At 50.5% G+C, this 16,586-nt stretch carries 13 protein-coding genes and 1 tRNA gene; 10 read left to right on the plus strand and 4 right to left on the minus strand.

What is annotated here, in order from left to right; translation table 11 throughout:
- Positions 1-806: hypothetical protein (locus DACE_RS13195; protein WP_006002028.1), on the minus strand; the 806-nt coding region annotated here is incomplete at its 3' end.
- A gap of 238 nt (positions 807-1,044) precedes the next feature.
- Between DACE_RS13195 and ercA the strand changes: the two genes are divergently transcribed.
- The 7 genes from ercA to DACE_RS13235 all read left to right on the plus strand — a co-directional run bounded on the left by ercA (position 1,045) and on the right by DACE_RS13235 (position 7,826).
- Positions 1,045-2,214, plus strand: a complete 1,170-nt coding sequence (ercA, locus tag DACE_RS13200; RefSeq protein ID WP_006002029.1) for an alcohol dehydrogenase-like regulatory protein ErcA — start codon at positions 1,045-1,047, stop codon at positions 2,212-2,214.
- Positions 2,198-3,355, plus strand: a complete 1,158-nt coding sequence (locus tag DACE_RS17515; RefSeq protein ID WP_006002030.1) for a sensor histidine kinase — start codon at positions 2,198-2,200, stop codon at positions 3,353-3,355. The genes ercA and DACE_RS17515 overlap by 17 nt, the downstream gene beginning before the upstream one ends.
- A gap of 812 nt (positions 3,356-4,167) precedes the next feature.
- On the plus strand, positions 4,168-5,235 hold the full coding sequence (locus DACE_RS13215) for a DUF4388 domain-containing protein (protein WP_006002031.1): 1,068 nt from the start codon (positions 4,168-4,170) through the stop codon (positions 5,233-5,235).
- Between the two features lie 94 nt (positions 5,236-5,329).
- The gene (locus DACE_RS13220; protein WP_006002033.1) at positions 5,330-5,935 is read left to right on the plus strand and encodes a DUF8082 domain-containing protein; all 606 of its coding nucleotides are present in this window, start codon (positions 5,330-5,332) and stop codon (positions 5,933-5,935) included.
- The gene (locus tag DACE_RS13225) at positions 5,928-6,278 is read left to right on the plus strand and encodes a hypothetical protein (protein WP_006002035.1); all 351 of its coding nucleotides are present in this window, start codon (positions 5,928-5,930) and stop codon (positions 6,276-6,278) included. The genes DACE_RS13220 and DACE_RS13225 overlap by 8 nt, the downstream gene beginning before the upstream one ends.
- A gap of 20 nt (positions 6,279-6,298) precedes the next feature.
- The gene (locus tag DACE_RS13230; protein WP_006002036.1) at positions 6,299-6,898 is read left to right on the plus strand and encodes a hypothetical protein; all 600 of its coding nucleotides are present in this window, start codon (positions 6,299-6,301) and stop codon (positions 6,896-6,898) included.
- 28 nt (positions 6,899-6,926) lie between these two features.
- On the plus strand, positions 6,927-7,826 hold the full coding sequence (locus tag DACE_RS13235; RefSeq protein WP_006002037.1) for a HAMP domain-containing protein: 900 nt from the start codon (positions 6,927-6,929) through the stop codon (positions 7,824-7,826).
- Positions 7,827-8,292: 466 nt separating this feature from the next.
- On the opposite strand, the gene ilvC is transcribed toward DACE_RS13235, so the two are convergent.
- Positions 8,293-9,765: a ketol-acid reductoisomerase gene (gene ilvC / locus DACE_RS13240; protein ID WP_006002038.1), complete on the minus strand. Its 1,473-nt coding sequence runs from the start codon at positions 9,763-9,765 to the stop codon at positions 8,293-8,295.
- Positions 9,766-9,992: 227 nt separating this feature from the next.
- Here ilvC and ilvY point away from each other — a divergent pair, with 227 nt between their 5' ends.
- Complete coding sequence (ilvY, locus tag DACE_RS13245) at positions 9,993-10,892, plus strand: HTH-type transcriptional activator IlvY (RefSeq protein ID WP_006002039.1); 900 nt, start codon at positions 9,993-9,995, stop codon at positions 10,890-10,892.
- Positions 10,893-12,192: 1,300 nt separating this feature from the next.
- Here the strand turns inward: ilvY and DACE_RS13250 are convergent.
- Both DACE_RS13250 and DACE_RS13255 read right to left on the minus strand, forming a co-directional pair.
- Positions 12,193-12,615 carry a thioredoxin domain-containing protein gene (locus tag DACE_RS13250; protein WP_006002040.1) on the minus strand — a complete coding sequence of 141 codons (423 nt, stop codon included), beginning with the start codon at positions 12,613-12,615 and terminating at the stop codon, positions 12,193-12,195.
- Between the two features lie 103 nt (positions 12,616-12,718).
- Positions 12,719-14,569, minus strand: a complete 1,851-nt coding sequence (locus DACE_RS13255) for a cation:proton antiporter (RefSeq protein ID WP_006002041.1) — start codon at positions 14,567-14,569, stop codon at positions 12,719-12,721.
- A 191-nt stretch (positions 14,570-14,760) separates the two neighbouring features.
- On the opposite strand from DACE_RS13255, the gene DACE_RS13260 reads away from it, so the two are divergent.
- Together DACE_RS13260 and DACE_RS13265 are read left to right on the plus strand one after the other, a co-directional pair.
- Complete coding sequence (locus DACE_RS13260; RefSeq protein WP_006002042.1) at positions 14,761-16,146, plus strand: sodium:solute symporter family protein; 1,386 nt, start codon at positions 14,761-14,763, stop codon at positions 16,144-16,146.
- Between the two features lie 111 nt (positions 16,147-16,257).
- Positions 16,258-16,332 (plus strand) — tRNA-Gly (locus tag DACE_RS13265).
- Positions 16,333-16,586 lie beyond the last annotated feature (254 nt).

Below are 16,586 nucleotides of genomic sequence, written 5' to 3' on the forward strand. Positions count from 1 at the left end.
TCCTGACCTTTTCCCATCATCTCCTGAATCAAATCAGTAGCGGTCTGGTATTTTTTCAGGCTGACCAGAATCGAGACCATGCTTTCCGTGGCCAGCAACAGATTGGGATTCTGTTTTAACGCAGAGTACAGCGCATCACAGGCTTTACCGCGTTCACCCAAGCGTGCCATGATGCAACCCACTTCGAAATCAAACAGATCATCCTGCTCACTGGCCGGTAACTTACCGAATGCTTTCATTGCTTCGATCTCTTCTCCCTGATGACCGAGAACAAAGGCTTTTTGAAAGTCCGCGCATTTCTGCTGATAACGGCTGACCAGCTCTTCGGGATAACTGGTGAGAATCAATTCGAGCTGGGCGTCCATGTCCGGGTGATCCTCATCGGACAACGGCGCTGCTTGATCACTGTCGGTCGGACCACAACTGCTGCAACTGGAACAGGAACTGGCTGCTGCGGCAGCAACAGGAATCGGCTGTTGCTCATCCACTTGCTGCAGTGCCTGTTCGGCTTGGTGCTTCAGATCTTCAGAAAACGCCTGCTGCTGCGCCAGTTGCAGATGTTCCATCGCACGCTCGATCTGTTGATCTTTAAGCAGGTACAACCCCTCATCCAGATTAACTTTGGCCAGGCTGTCGCCAGCTTGAGCTTTCAGGGTCTTAACCTCAGAGCGTTCTTCAGCGCTCAATTCTGAATCCTGTAATTCCTCAACGATCAGCAGCGCATCAGCATAACGTTGTTGAGAAACCGCTTTGCGTAACGCGGGCAGATCACTTTTGCTGGAAAATAATCGACTGAACAGTCCCATTGCGTGTCCTTATTTCTGGTGAAAAGAAATGCCTACTTTAATGGCATTGGCGGCTGAGTGCAAGATGCAGATAGAGCTCTTTTTTGTCCGCCAAGAAACGCAGCGAGAATTCTTGCCCCGGATCAGGTGTTCATTTGACGCAGGGCAACAAATTCTGTCGCTTGTTTGACCGGTTATCTCTGCTATTCTTTTAAATAGACAGACAGAATTACGATCTATAAATCAATAGAGAGAGCGTATGGGAACAGGAATCGTTACAGAACTGCGCAAGTTTGTGGCTCCGGAATTCATCTTTGGGGTGGGCGCGCGTCTACAGGCCGGCCTTTACGCCAAAAATCTCGGTGCAACAAACGTCCTGGTTGTTTCTGATCCGGGAGTCATAGCCGCCGGATGGACGGCGGAAGTGATTCAATGCCTTCACGCTGAAGGTCTGCAGGCGGTTCTTTTTTCCGATGTGACACCAAATCCCAAAGACTTTGAGGTAATGCAGGGTGTTGAGCGTTACCTTGAGGCCGATTGTGACGCCATTATTGCTATCGGTGGAGGCAGCCCGATCGATTGTGCCAAAGGGATTGCCGTGGTGGTCGCCAATGGCGGCCATATCCTCGATTATGTCGGTGTCGATACCGTTGGTGAACCCGGCCCGCCATTGATCTGTATCCCCACGACGGCTGGCACTGCTGCCGATGTGTCGCAGTTTGCCATTATTGTCGATACCCAGAACCGCAATAAAATTGCCATTATCACCAAAGCCATCGTGCCGGATCTGTCTTTGATCGATCCAGCCACAACCACCACCATGGACCCGTTTCTCACCGCTTGCACCGGTGTTGATGCGCTCACTCATGCCATTGAGGCGGCAGTTTCCAACGCCCATTCACCCATCACTGATTTGCATGCGCTCAAAGCCATTGAGCTGATCAAAGAGAACCTGGAAAATGTGATCTTGCACCCTCAAGACATTCTGCCCCGCGAAGGCATGACCTTGGGCTGCCTTGAGGCCGGTCTGGCTTTTTCCAATGCCAGCTTGGGCGCGGTTCACGCCATGGCCCATAGCCTGGGTGGTTTTTTCGATCTTCCCCATGGCGAATGCAACGCCATCCTGCTGCCGCATGTGATGGAGTTTAACTTTCCCGCGTCAGACGATCAGTTTCGTAAAATTATGAAGGCGTTGTCCCTGGATGGCCCCAAACAGATGACCTCGCGAGAAGCCCAAAAGCTGATTTTGAATGAGGTTAATCGTTTGCGTCAGGCCATCGGTATTCAGGAAAAACTCTCGGATCGCGGTGTTCATCGTACTGATATCCAGGAATTGGTCGGCAAAGCCTTACGTGACCCCTGCCTGGTCACCAATCCTCGGTCTGCAAAAAAACGCGACCTCGAGGTGATCTATGAAGAAGCCCTCTGACTCAACCCGCCATGAGGAGGAGCTGCGCAAAAAGGTTCTCGGTATGGGAACCAAATCAGTGCGCAAATCCTACTATCCGACCCTGCGCAAAAAGATGTCGGAGCTTGAGCGCTACATGGCTTTGCTCGATCAGGCCAAAAACGCCATTTGTCTGCTCGAAGTGCCTTCCCTGAAAGTGGTCAACGCCAACAAAAGTGCTCGCAAATTGCTGGTTCTCGATCAATATCCCGACAGCTCTCTGCTCGATATGATCGAAGTGCCTGCGGCTACGGCCATTGTTGATTGGTTGGAGCTGGCTGGCGAGGGCAATCATTATTTTCAGCTTGAGAGCACGCTTTACTCCTATGCGCAGGAGAGCTATTCCTCTGCCATCTACGAACTTACCTTAACCACCGTTGAGTTCAAAAAAACTCGTTATCTGGTGTGTGTGGCACAGGATATCAGCGAACGCAAAAAACTCGACCAGATGAAAGATGAGATGATCTCCGCCGTCAGTCATGAGATGAGCACACCATTGACAGCCATGCTCGGCTTTTGTGAATTCATGCTGGAAAACGAGGTGCCAGCGGAGCAGCAGCAAGAGTTTTTGCAGATCATCTTCAAAGAGAGTCAACGCCTCAAAGGGCTGATTGATAATCTGCTCAGCCTGCAACGCATGCGCGCTGGAATGGGCTGTGTCAATTTCACCTGGCTCAACCTGTCCATGCTGTTTGCTGAACTCTGTCAGCTCTTCGGCAAATACTCAGCAACGCACACCATTAAAGTCGACTGTCCCACCGACTTTCCACTGGTGTCGGCTGATCAGCTTTGCCTACAGCAGGCGATGGAAAATCTCATCTCCAATGCCATTAAATATTCCCCCAACGGCGGCACCGTGACAGTGACGGCCCGACAAGATGATGGTCAGGTTATTGTCTCGGTTAAAGATGAAGGCATGGGCATTTCCCCTGTTGTCCAAGAGCAGATCTTTGATCGTTTCTTCCGTATCGACACCAAAAACGGCCAGAAAGTCGGTGGCACCGGCCTTGGTTTGCCGCTGGTTAAGGAAATTATTTCTCTGCATCATGGTGAGGTGTGGGTGGAAAGTGAGGAAGGGCAGGGAAGTACGTTTTGTTTCAGCTTGCCGCTTGAGCGGGAATGATGGCTTGACGTTGAAAGAGTCATATATTGGATAAACAAAGACCGCCTGCAATGATGTAGTCGGTCTTTGTTTTATTCGATGTTGCGCATTAGAAATGTGACAATTCAAGTTCAGCCCCTCAGTTTTATTCCTTTCTCTGTCTCTCACGTAGAATCTTAATTTGAGACGTTGCAATGCACCGAACAGGTCTGCAGTCCTCCCTGATTTTTCTTTATTTGAATAAATATCTAATATTTTCAAAAAGTTATAATTTTTTAAAAAAAATCCATTTGCACGGGTATATTTTTTGCTTTTACAGAGATGATCTGTTTCGCAATGACGCCGTAAATTGACTCCAGGTGCCAGCGAAGAGCAAATGGTTTGAGCCAAAATCAAACCGACAGGGCGCATTCGGTAGAGAAAAACGCACGGATAACTAAAGAGACCTGTGTGTCACCACAACGATGGGAAGGTCAGCAGAGCGTTTCCGAGAAAGAATGAGCTATCCCAAACTGAGAGCCATGGGGAAAGTATCTTCGTATGGCTCAGTCACTGTCTCGAATTTCAGGGAAACTACACCAGATTTATTTTCAAGGACTGTTTCATGCTTTAAAAATAGATAATATATTAAATTCTTAGTTATTGAAAATATCACAATAGAAGGTTTTTTATTATATAAATTATTTTTCTGTTTCGTTTTTCTGGTGCTGAAGTAGTTTAGTTCTTTCAGTAAGTAGACGGTATCCATCGGTTTATCTTAGAGGGAACGATAGTTCTTTTTATTGTTCTTGAATAATATCCCTCTTTTTAACTTTACATGCAGGAGTTACGGATTGTCATTTAATACCGTTAACAGAATTTTGCTTTCCAGCCAAAATAGCAAATTCAATAATGAGCTTCAGCATGCTTTTGATCGCCTGAGCGACATAGAAGTCACGCTATCTATATTTATGGACTCCATTTCAGCGGCTGAACTGCAAGAAGACTATAATGCCGCCCTTGTTGTTGCCGAAAGTGAAGAGGAGGTTGTTGACCGTATTCAGCTTCTCAACCAAAAGCAAGCCTCTTTGCCTGTTTATCTTGTCTGTGCTCCTCAATTGGAAACCGCGGTACTCAATGAGCTGAAAATTGCACAGATTATGTTTGATCCGCTACCGGCAACCGAAGTTGTTGAAACTATCAGTAAACAGTTACAGGACAGGACAAAAGGCCAACTTCGCGGACTGAATCTGACTTCCGTATTGCAGTTGATCAACATGGAGCAGAAAAGTTGCACCGTTGTTGTCAAAAAAACAACGGAACGCGGTGAACTACACATGTATGCTGGGGAGATTATTGCAGCAACGCTGGGTAGCATGGGGGGACTGGAGGCTGCCTACAGTATTTTAGGTTGGGATAATGTCGATATTGAGCTTCTGGACTGTCGGCATAGTGTTACGCACGAAATAGATCAGCCGTTTACGTCTCTGATGATGGAGGCGATGTGCCGGAAGGATGAAAATAGCGTTGCCGATGAATCGTTGCCGGTGGATTTTTCTTCGAAAAAAACTGTTGATCACAGAGAAGAACAGAGTGAAAAGCTTGCCGATATTCTGCGAAGTTTTCCAGAAGTTGTGGAGTTTAGTCTTTTCAATTCTGCCGGAAAAATGACATATGCGCATGGGCATCGAGTCCGTCCTCCTGTCGCCGGCTACCCAGAACAACTTGAACAGACGGCGGGACTGGTCAGTGAGGAGCTCCGTTTAGGGCAATTGACGCTCATGACAATAAATGAAGCAGACAGCCTTTCCTATTTATTTTTCTCTTACGAAAACAGCAGAATTGCGGTTGGGTTGCGAAAAAACCAGGCGGCGGGACACTTTCTGATGAAATTTACAGCCAAAGCAAAATCAATCAGCTAGGTGCGTCGTCCGATTCTTGTGGCAGGGGGATTGCCATCAGTTGAGCGGTAACCGCGCGCCCCTGACGAAAACCAATTCATACAGGAGGGCATGAATGGAACAGATGGTTGCAGCTTTAAAGGAAATTCCGGGTGTGCTCGGAATATGTCTCTATGATTCTGCGCAACAGATAACTCTCAACCGCATGCCGTCGTTTTTTTCCGCGAGCGCTTGGGAAGACCTCGGACCCGTTGTGGCCGAACTCTATTCTCAGGCCACAGATAAGCTGACAACAACAACCAGCCTGACCCTGCATTTTGATACAGTGTCCCTCGTTATTACAACTTGGCAAGATAACACTGCCGTCATTCTCGGCGAGTCACAGATGAATGAGCACATGATTGCTTATTCTCTCGGTATGTTACAGCAGTCGGCGTTATCATCCGAACCGGCGTCGCTGACTTCTTCGCAACCAGAGCTTTTCTTCAAGAAAAAAATTCCAGAGTTACGTCAAGGCCTTATCAAAATCGCTGGGCCCATGGCGGAGATTATTTTTGATGATGCCCTGGACCAGTGGGAAAATCAGGTGGATTTCTCTTTTGATGCGTTTCTTTGCTGCCTGCGCGATGAGCTGGAGGAACAGCAGCAGTTCGATGAATACCTCTCCATCTGCGCCGATACTGTTTCAGAAATAAAAAATATGGAGGGGAGCCGTGGCTAAGGTCTCAGATTTTACAAAAAAGCTGACAGCCCTTCCCGGTGTCGGTGGTTATCTCCTCAGTCAGCAAGGTGGCAATATTCTGGCGCACAATTTACAGGACCCATCCTATTACCGGCAATGGATGGAAGAACTTTTACAGCAGGGAGCTAAAGCCAACAGCACCCTTGGGCAACACCAGGAATTCAGGGGCGTTTCTTTGGCCGTAAACGACGAACGCATGCTGCTTCTTTTCCCTGTAAGACAGTATAGCTTGCTTGTTGTTCAGGAAGTGCAGGTCGGCAACGAACAGTTGTTTCAGGACATTTCGGCCCTTATCCAAGACACTGTAGACAACAACAATTGAGCAGGCAAAGGAGCCTTCCTATGGAACCTATTAAGAACACGGTCATTGCGCTTTGTTTTGTTCTTCTAACCGTGCTTCCCCAGAAGGGGGTGGCCTTGGAGCCTCAATCGGAATTCGACCACAACGTGCTGACGTGGGCACAACAGTGTCGAGAGGAGATCCTTGGTCAGATGGAACGACTTATCTCTTCAGGTCAGCTGCGGGAAGGGCAGCTTTTTGATACGTTCTATATCCCGATTCCCCAAACATCTCCTTTAAAATATCACACCCAGTACGACAAAATGGCCGATGAAACCATGCGGCTGATTTTGGATAAATACCTGGAGCAGGACTCCCGTCTGCTCTATGTCGTCATCGTTGATCGCAATGGCTATCTGCCAACTCACAACACCCGTTACTCACAACCGTTGACAGGGAACTCAGAAATCGACCAGTTGAACAACCGTGCAAAACGGATGGCCAATGGTCACTGCGGGTTGGCTGCAGCCCACAACACTGAAACTTATCTTTTGCAAAGCTGCAATATGGATACCGGCCGCGAACACATCATGGAGCTTTCCGTCCCCATCCATATCAATGGTCGGCACTGGGGTGCTGTACGTATGGGCTACAAAAAATAAATTGGGTTAGTTAGGAGGAAAGAGAGACATGTTTAAGAAGATCACATTTAAAGTAACCTTTGTCGTCAGCATCCTGCTTCTGGTTGTTGTTGGCGTTGGAGCATGGTTTATTAACGCTCAGGAGGGGCGTTCTCTTGAAAAACAGCTACGTGAAAGGGGGCGCATTGAATCCATCATCGGCGCAAAAATCGTTGGTCGCATCTTGGAGGAAGCCATCGATAATGGGGTGTTTACCCTTAATGAGGCATTTGACACCGAGTATGAGGAAATTCCCGGTTTTGATCCTCCGAAGTATCATACCAAGTACGATTTTTATCTCGATAAAGCCATTCTTGATTTGCAGGAAGAGTTTTTTAAGGATCCCAGTATCACCGCTGCCATAGCGGTTGACAGAAACGGATACCTGCCGACGCACAACATGCGTTACCAGCAACCGATCACCGGTGATGTGGAAAAAGACCGCCTCGGCAACCACACTAAGCAGGTTTTCAACGACCCCATAGGCATTAAAGCCGCACAGAACCGTCAGGAAGGGTTCCTGCAGTTCTATCAGCGTGGGGAAGGTGATGTTACCTGGGATATCGCCTCGCCCATTATGGTGAAAGGAAAGCATTGGGGGAACTTTCGCATTGGTTTCTCTTTGTTGAGAACCAACGAAGAGAAAGCCTCTTTGCGTAACACCCTGCTGTTGACGCTTGCCGCAATTCTGGTTGCGGCTATTATCGTCATTACTGCCGGTATCAAGTTCGCCCTTAGCCCGTTGGAAAAATTGACGCAACAGGTGCTGGATCTTGCCGATGGCCAAATCGAAGAACCCATTGTTGCTAAAACGGATGACGAAATAGGGCACATGGCCAAAGCTCTTGAACGCTTACGTATCAGCCTGAGAGCGGCAATGAATCGGTTGCGTAAAAAAACGGATCTTTAGCAGGATGTTGAAAAAGATCCATTCAGAAGAAAAATAGCGTTATTCAAGATGTTGTGAAACTTCTTGCCGATGATGGCTTCAATGCTCTCGGCGAAGCTCTGCATCGCATTATCAACAAAGCTATGCGACTGGAGCGGAAACACCACTTGTGGATAAAACGGAATCAAAGAGGTCTCGCGTCGGTAGCGACTGGTTGGACGCCCATGCCTCAATGGGCTGTTTTCTGGTATTTCAAATAAAGCACAGGATTAAGAAGGCCCATCTCGAATACGGCTATACACTTAAAGTGATTGCCGACCATATCGGATGTCGTTATTCGACGGTTAGCCGCGTGGTGTCCGGCTGAAAATATTGCAATTCAAGACCTGAGCCTAGATTTCAGTTAAATTCGAACTAAACAAAAAGGCCATCTGCATAACCTATGCAGATGGCCTTTCTCACGCAGCCTTATCTAAATCAAAGACGATTAAACAATCGCCTTCATGCCTTGCATCGCGTCACGCAGTTCCTCACCGATCTCTTCGATGTAGTGGCTGCGGATGTCAGCGTTGACACGCACCAGAGTGCTGTTGTCGACGCTGGTATCGACATTGTCCAGCCCTTTGCCGATCACTTCAGTCGTCACGCTGGCCATGAAGTCCTTGAGCAGGGGCACGCAGGCGTGGGCGAACAGGTAGCAACCGTACTCGGCGGTGTCGGAGATAACGCGGTTCATCTCGTAGAGCTTCTTGCGGGCGATGGTGTTGGCGATGAGCGGGGTCTCGTGGAGCGACTCGTAGTAAGCGGACTCGGGCTCAATGCCGACTTCGACCATGCTTTCGAAGGCCAGCTCAACACCGGCTTTAACCATGGCGACCATGAGGATAGCTTTGTCAAAGTATTCCTGCTCGGAGATTTCACCGGCTGCTTCGGTTTTTTCAAAAGCAGTCTGGCCGGTTTGCTCACGCCAGGTCAGCAGGTTGATGTCGTCGTTGGCCCAGTCTTCCATCATGGTGCTGGAGAACACGCCGGTAATAATGTCGTCCATGTGCTTGCGGAACAGCGGACGCATGATCTCTTTGAGTTCTTCAGCCAGCTCGTAGGCTTCCAGCTTGGCCGGGTTGGACAGGCGGTCCATCATGTTGGTGATACCACCGTGCTTGAGTGCTTCGGTGATGGTCTCCCAACCGTATTGGATCAGTTTGACGGCGTAAGGGGCTTCGATGCCGTTTTCGACCATCTTATCGAAGCACAGCAGGGCACCGGCTTGCAGCATGCCGCACAGGATGGTTTGCTCGCCCATCAGGTCGGATTTAACCTCGGCAACAAAGGAAGACTCAAGAACACCGGCACGATCACCACCTTGGGCGGAGCACAGGGCTTTGGCCAGTTCCAGGCCGTCGCCGTTGGGATCGTTTTCTTTGTGGACAGCGATCAGGGTCGGCACGCCGAAACCACGCTGATATTCGGCGCGAACTTCGGAACCGGGGCACTTGGGAGCAACCATGATAACGGTGAGGTCTTTACGGATGATGGTGCCTTCTTCAACAATGTTGAAGCCGTGCGCGTAGGAGAAGGTGGCGCCTTGTTTCATCAGCGGTACAACGGTGTTAACCACGTCGGTGTGCTGCTTGTCCGGAGCCAGGTTCATAACGATGTCAGCGGTGGGCAGCAGTTCTTCGTAGCTGCCGACGGTGAAGCCATTTTCCGTGGCGTTGATGTAGGACTGACGCTTTTCAGCGATGGCTTCTTTACGCAGGGTGTAGGACACGTCGAGACCGCTGTCACGCATGTTGAGACCCTGGTTAAGACCTTGAGCGCCGCAGCCGACGATGACGATCTTTTTGCCTTTGGCGTATTCGCAGCCGCCCGCAAATTCAGAAGCGTCCATAAAGCGGCAGGTGCCGAGTTCGTCGAGCTTTTCACGCATGCTCAGAGTGTTGAAGTAGTTTTGACCCATGATTGATTTCCCCCTTGAAATGTGTTGGATGATGGTTCTGTTATCGTGTCGTTGTGTGACATGAGCTTTTTGCAAAACCTCACAACGCACAACGGTTTATCCGAAAAAAGTGATCATAGCGCACTTTAACGGATCGCTTCTATTGCGTAAATTGATTTGTCGGGTATATTGTGTTGCATATCCTGCAATGATGGTTTGGAATCAATTGCTCAAGGGGAGGGAAGTTTTTGGATATTCAACACTTGGAAGTGTTTTTGACGGCTGCAGAGCAGTTACATTTCGGTCGCGCCAGTCAGTTATGTCATATGAGCCCATCGGCATTGACCCGCACTATCCAGCGTCTCGAAGAGCAGGTGGGCAAACCTCTGTTCATTCGTGATAACCGTCATGTCATGCTTTCCGAAGCCGGTGAACTATTTCGCTCCTATGCCCGCGAGTCGATTCAGCAGTGGCGCTCGTTTAAGCAGGAATTGCGTGACGATAATTACCTGTCGGGCAATCTGTCGATCTACGCGTCGATTACTGCGGTGTACAGTATTTTGCCGGGGGTGTTGGAACGCTATCGCCAGCGTTATCCCGATGTACAGATTCATCTTCATTCCGGGGCGGCTGAACAGGCCCTGGATCAGGTCAACAGTGGTGAGATCGACATTGCCGTGGCTGCGTTACCCGCCGGCAAGCGGTCACAGATGGAATTTTTGCCGTTAACAACGACACCGTTGGTGTTTATTGCTCCAGCCAATGTTGATCCTTTGGAAGATCCGCGCTGTAACGGCCTGCTCGATCTGTCGCGGGTGAATCTGGTGGTTCCGCAATATGGCCTGTCTCGTGATCGTCTCAACCAATGGCTGAAAACAGAGCGGGTGGCAGCCAACATCCGATCAGAAGTGTCGGGTAACGAAGCCCTGATTGCCCTGGTGCGCATTGGCGGTGGCATCGGCATCGTGCCTAAGCTGGTATTGCAGCGCAGCCCATTCAGTTCCGAAGTGCGAATTATCGAAAAAGCTCCGCAGCTTGATCCCTATGAGGTGGGGTTGTGCTGTAACCGTTCTGCTCTGCAGTTGCCGAGTGTGCGGGCGTTCTGGAAGATGGCGGTTGAGCAGGCGACGGGGAAACTTGCTGAGTGATGTTTTTACAGTGTGTTAGAAGCGTCCTTCTTTAGATTCAGCACCGCCGAACGCAGTGAACGTTGCCGCGATGATCGTCGGCAGCCTACGTCATATGGGCACCAGAATTGTGAACGGATGAAGTTTGCCAGAGCTATCAGTTTCGGATTACGAACCACGGAAGATCAAAGTCAAGATCAAGGTCGCCGGGTTTCGTCCCGGCAGCCGACATACTTTTGGCTGGCCGCCCAAAAGTATGCAAAAGCCAGCTTAAACACCTCCTGAACCTGGATCAACCTACACTGTGTCTGTTTCCGTTTTGCATCACAGATTCGGCTCGCCGCCCTTTAGGTCGGCGAATCGTGCAGCTCATCATTTTTGGCATAAAACGTTGATAACGGTTTAACGCCTTACTCTATTTTTTCCGTGGCACCGGTAAAACGGGTGGGCAGTGCCCACCCTTCTTAAGAGTGTTATTTAGCAGCCAAGCTCTCCCGTTCAGCAGCACCGAACGCAATGAACGTCAGCGCGATGGTTGTCGGCAACCTGTTTGAGCGGTAGCGAGTTTTGCCGACATCGCGGTGTAAGAGAATGGAGTGAGGGAACCCGAAGAGCGCAATAGGGTTGTTATTAATCAGATGAACGAGAGGTGTTGCGTGAGATTTTTTGCGTCAGCAAGGCAGAGGGAGGAGCGATAGTCGTTCTATGGCGACGACCGATAACGCCGCTGACGTGAAAAAGATCCGCAACAACTCCGTGAAGGCTGATTGATGACAACCCCTTGGGAGTCGATTTTGCCTCCTTTTTGTCGACGCAAAAGGGAGCCGACGTGCGGGCGCGGAAGCCCGCGTCACGTGGGGACTAGAATTGCGAACGGATGAAGTTTGACAGCGCAATTCGTTCCTAATGACGAACCACTGAAGATCAAGATCAAAGTCAAGGCCGCCGGGTTTCGTCCCGGCAGCCGACATGCTTTTGACTGGCCGCTCAAAAGTATGCAAAAGCCAGCTTGAACACCTCCTGAACCTGGACCCACCGACAATGGGGCTCTTTCCGTAATGCGTTACAGATTCGGCTCGTCGCCCTTTAAGTCGACGAATCGAGCAATTCATCAGCACTTATGTAAAACGTTGATAACTTTTTTACGACTCTCTCTATTTCTGGTGTGGCACCGATTAAACGGGTGGGACGGAGCCCACCCTTCGATCGTCTGTTATTCAGCAGCCCAGCCCTCCCGTTCAGCAGCGTGGAAGCCCATGTCATGTGTGCACAGAGTTGAGTTCCAGATGATCTTTGCGCACCACTCATTGGATAACTCAGATTACGCCGGAGGATCACACACCTGCGTCACACAAGGGCATTTTTTCGGGTCCTGCTCACCAATCAACTCTTTATTGATCGCAATACATTCTTCCACTCGCGCCACATCAAACCCGGCCATCTTGTAATTACCGATCTGCATCAACGGACGCACAATCAACAGCGGTTCGTGAACCATCAGCGCCAGGGCTTTTGTCTCGCTGATCTCAGAGGGCTTGATCTCGCCCGTTTTGACAAGTGGATTGGTCGGATTGAACCACTCGGCAACCGGCAGGTCGCCAAAGAACGGACGCAAGGTCTCTTCGGACCAGCCGGTGGTGAGCAGATCGCGCACATCGAGTTCATGCCCCGAAGCTTCAAGAATCTCTTTTTGCTTTGCATTGCCTTTGCAACCGGGCTTTTCCCAGAAAATGATCTTGGCCATTGCTGTTCTCCTCAATAAAAAAGGCTGGACGAATCATCGTCCAGCCTCGTTGCTGTGAGTGTTTCTTACGTCTTTGTAAGAATCGATAGGATTTAAGATTATGTCATACCGATTCGGTTGCGGTCAAACCTTCTCCATTGATCGGGCCGCTGGTCAGGCAGAATTCCGGTGGCATCATGCTGATAATCTTCCAGCCGGGTAACGGACTCAGGGCGGCATCGGTGGTAAAAATACGGATATTATCTTTACGATCAATGGCAAACAGCGGGATAGTGCCTTCAAATTGTTGATCGAGAAATTGCTTAAAGGTAAACGCCTCGGACAGCTTGGTGGTGTGCACTTCGCCCCCTTGTTCCAACATCTCGCGTAACCTGTGATACGTGACATCCCGTCCAAACAGGCGTTGGCCGCGGTGGCGCGCCGTCACCTGCATCTTTTCTGACTTTTGACTGTCAGCGCGCGTCTGCAGGGAGTAGATATTTTCCTGACCAAGGTCGATGCGGTAGTGCATGGCTGCATTGACATTGAGTGATTCACGGCTTGAGAGGGCCAGTAGCCGCCCGAGACCGACCATGTCAAGATGGCGGTCGGCATGTTCTGAGATTGGATTGCCGAAATAGGTGGGCAAACTATCCATACGTGCTTTGGAGATTTTTTCCCAGCTTGAGTCGGTCAGACGAACGCGAAAGCCGTTTTCCACCAGGGCCTTGCCAATGGCTCGGGCAACAGGGTTAGCGCCGATCATCAGGAAGCCGCGCGGTTCGGGTTCCGCTACCCCTAACCATAGGGCAATGGGGCGGGCTGTGGCGCTTTGTAGCAGCACGGTACCGATGATGACCAAAAAGGTCAGTGGCACCAGTAGCGCGGCGTCTTCAAAACCTGCCTGTTCCAGTTGCAGGGCAAACAGGGCTGAGACCGCAGCGGCAACAATGCCGCGCGGGGCGATCCAGGCGAGTAGATGGCGTTCTGGCCAGCGCAGGGTCGAGCCAAAAGATGAGAACATGATATTGAGTGGCCGGGCTAAAAACTGTATGGCCAGGAAGATATACACAGCCGACCATCCCAGCTTTTCAAACGAGTTGAAATCGAGGCGGGCGGCAAGAATGATAAACAGTAGGGAGATGAGCAGGATACTGAGACTCTCTTTGAAATCGAGAATTTCCTCCATATCAACGTCAGGCATATTGGCCAACCACATGCCGAGCACGGTGACGGTGACCAGGCCGGATTCAGGCTGCAACAGGTTGGACAGGGCAAAGGTGCCGAATACCAGGGCCAGTGCTGAAACGTTGTGGAGAAATTCCGGCAGCCAGTGATTGCGGATCAGCATGCCGAATCCATAGCCTCCGGCCGCACCGATGGCAAAACCAACCAGAACGATATTGCCGAAGCTCATCAACGTATGCCCCAAGGCTTCCTGGCCGCCGCCACTGATGACAAATTCGTACACCAGAACCGCCAGAGACGCACCGATCGGATCAATCACAATTCCTTCCCAGCGCAGGATACTGGAAACTGCGGCTGTTGGTCGTACGGTGCGTAACATCGGGGCGATCACCGTCGGCCCGGTGACTACGGAGATGGCGCCAAACAGAAAACACAGCTCCCAACTGATGCCGGTGGCTAATCGCGTGGCGACGGTGGTGATGACCCAGGTGATGAGCATGCCGAACGAGCACATGTTGCGCACCACCAAGTGCATTCCCTTGATCTCACGGAATTTAAGGGTCAGGCTGCCTTCAAACAGAATGACGGCAACACTGAGTGAGACAATGGGAAACAACAGATCTCCGAGAAACTGATCCGGATCGAAAATCTTAAAGGTTGGCCCGGCAAGCAGACCGGTCAACAGAAGAAAAATGATGGCTGGAAGTTTGACGCGCCATGCCAGCCACTGACACAGGCTGCTGACAACAAAAATAGAGGCAAACAGGGCGACGGTGGTATCAATCATATCAAGATCCGTAATGGGTCATTGCAGAGGTGAAATAGAAAGAACCAATTTATCTTGAAGTGTTGGCAACGGCAACGAAAATAACAGCGCACAGCAGGGCTGGCCAATAAGAAAGTCATCACCACAGTGTGGAAATATGCTATGAATCAGACTTTGCCATGTTGTTATGTTATTGCCAAGGATTTCATCCCGTGTCTCATCAGCCGACATTTCTGCTCGCATTCAGCCTGACTTTGGTGGTCATGGTGGTCCTTGCCTTCAGCGGACAAAAAAAGATCCGCGATGGCGTGCAATTTTCTCTTGGTGGCCGCCAGTTCGGGGCCTGGCACGTCTCCGGTGCCATTACCGGCACTTTGGTTGGCGGAGCTTCGACCATCGGCACCGCACAACTGGCGTTTCTCTACGGTCTCTCCGCCTGGTGGTTCACCCTCGGTGCCGGATTAGCCTGCCTGTTTCTCGGTCTGTTTCTCGCCGTGCCCCTGCGCCGCGCTCAGCTTGAAACCATCCCGCAACTGATCGAACGCCATTACGGGCCCCAAGCGCGGGTTGCTGCCAGCCTGTTTTCCGCCACCGGCATGTTCATTCAGATTGTCGCTCAATTGTTGGCGTGTGGCGCAATTCTCGCCGCGCTGTTCGGTCTGTCGCTTGAAGTGAGTGCATTGCTGGCGTCGCTTCTGGTGGTGACTTTTGCCTATGGCGGCATGAAAGGGGCAGGGCGGCTTGGTCTGGTTAAGCTGTTTTTGATCTACCTGACCATGGTGGTTGCCGGGATCATGGCCTATCATCATGGTGGCGGTTGGAGTGGCTACCGTCAGTTTTTTGCAAACGATCCCTGGTTTAATCTGTTGGGCTACGGGGTGCAGGCAGGTACTTCGGATCTGGTGTCGATGCTGGTTGGAGTGATCTCCACCCAGACCTATTTACAGGCGGTGTTTTCCGCCCGCAACGAGATCACGGCACGTTCCGGTGCGTTGCTCAGTGCGGTACTGATTCCCCCCTTGGGGTTGCTGGGCATTACGGTGGGCCTGTTTATGCGGCGTCAGTTTCCAGAGATGGAAAGTGCTCTGGCGTTGCCGCAATTTATTCTTCAACATTTCCCGGCCTGGTTTGCCGGTTTATCTTTCGCCACATTGCTGATCGCTGCCGTGGCTACGTCGGCCGGACTGGCGTTGGGGGCTGCAACCACGTTGCGGGTTGATGTGATTCGTGGCCGCCTGTGGCCGGGACTTCCTGATGTCGCCCAACGACGGCTGGTGATTCTTGCGCTGGTTTGCGGAGCGTTTGGTTTATTGATGGCCAATATGGGCTCTGCCATCATGCAGTGGAGCTTTTTGTCCATGGGCTTGCGCGGTGCCACGTTGTTTTTCCCGGTCCTGCTGGCCATTATTTTGCCACAGCGGGATCTGCATGGTGCCGGTAAGTGGTCGATCTATCTGGCCCCCAGTTGTGTGGTGGCGATGGGCGGGGTTGGAGGATGGCTTTCACCGTTGTATGCCGGATTGAGTTGTTCCATTGCCATCTTTGTTGTCGGTCTCCTGATGAAGCAGGGACGTTCGTCATCCGGTCCTTCTCAATAACGGACAGGGAAATTTTTATTGAAGGATTTTATGCGAAAAAAAGTTTGACTTCGTCTCAGGGTTTTGTTAGAACTAACCCCGCTCTGACAGAGCACAGCACAAACATAATGTGCGGGAATAACTCAGTGGTAGAGTGCAACCTTGCCAAGGTTGACGTCGCGAGTTCGAATCTCGTTTCCCGCTCCATTTTATAAAGGCCTGATCCTCGGATCAGGCCTTTTTTGTTTTTGCAGACTCTTGCAGTCTGATGACAAGGGGGCTCGCGAATAACGCGCTTAATTTTTAAGTTATGGTACAATACTAGAGCTAGTGTTCCGTTCAAATAAAATCGTTGGGTCTGGCTTTATTTTGTACTATTCTCACGGTGTTGCATCATTTTAGAATGGCCTCTTTGGTAATTTCGCGCCTTGTGTGAAAGATACGATGCTGTGCCATACTCC

Origin of the sequence: Desulfuromonas acetoxidans DSM 684 (assembly GCF_000167355.1) — a bacterium.
Classification (GTDB): Bacteria; Desulfobacterota; Desulfuromonadia; order Desulfuromonadales; family Desulfuromonadaceae; genus Desulfuromonas; species Desulfuromonas acetoxidans.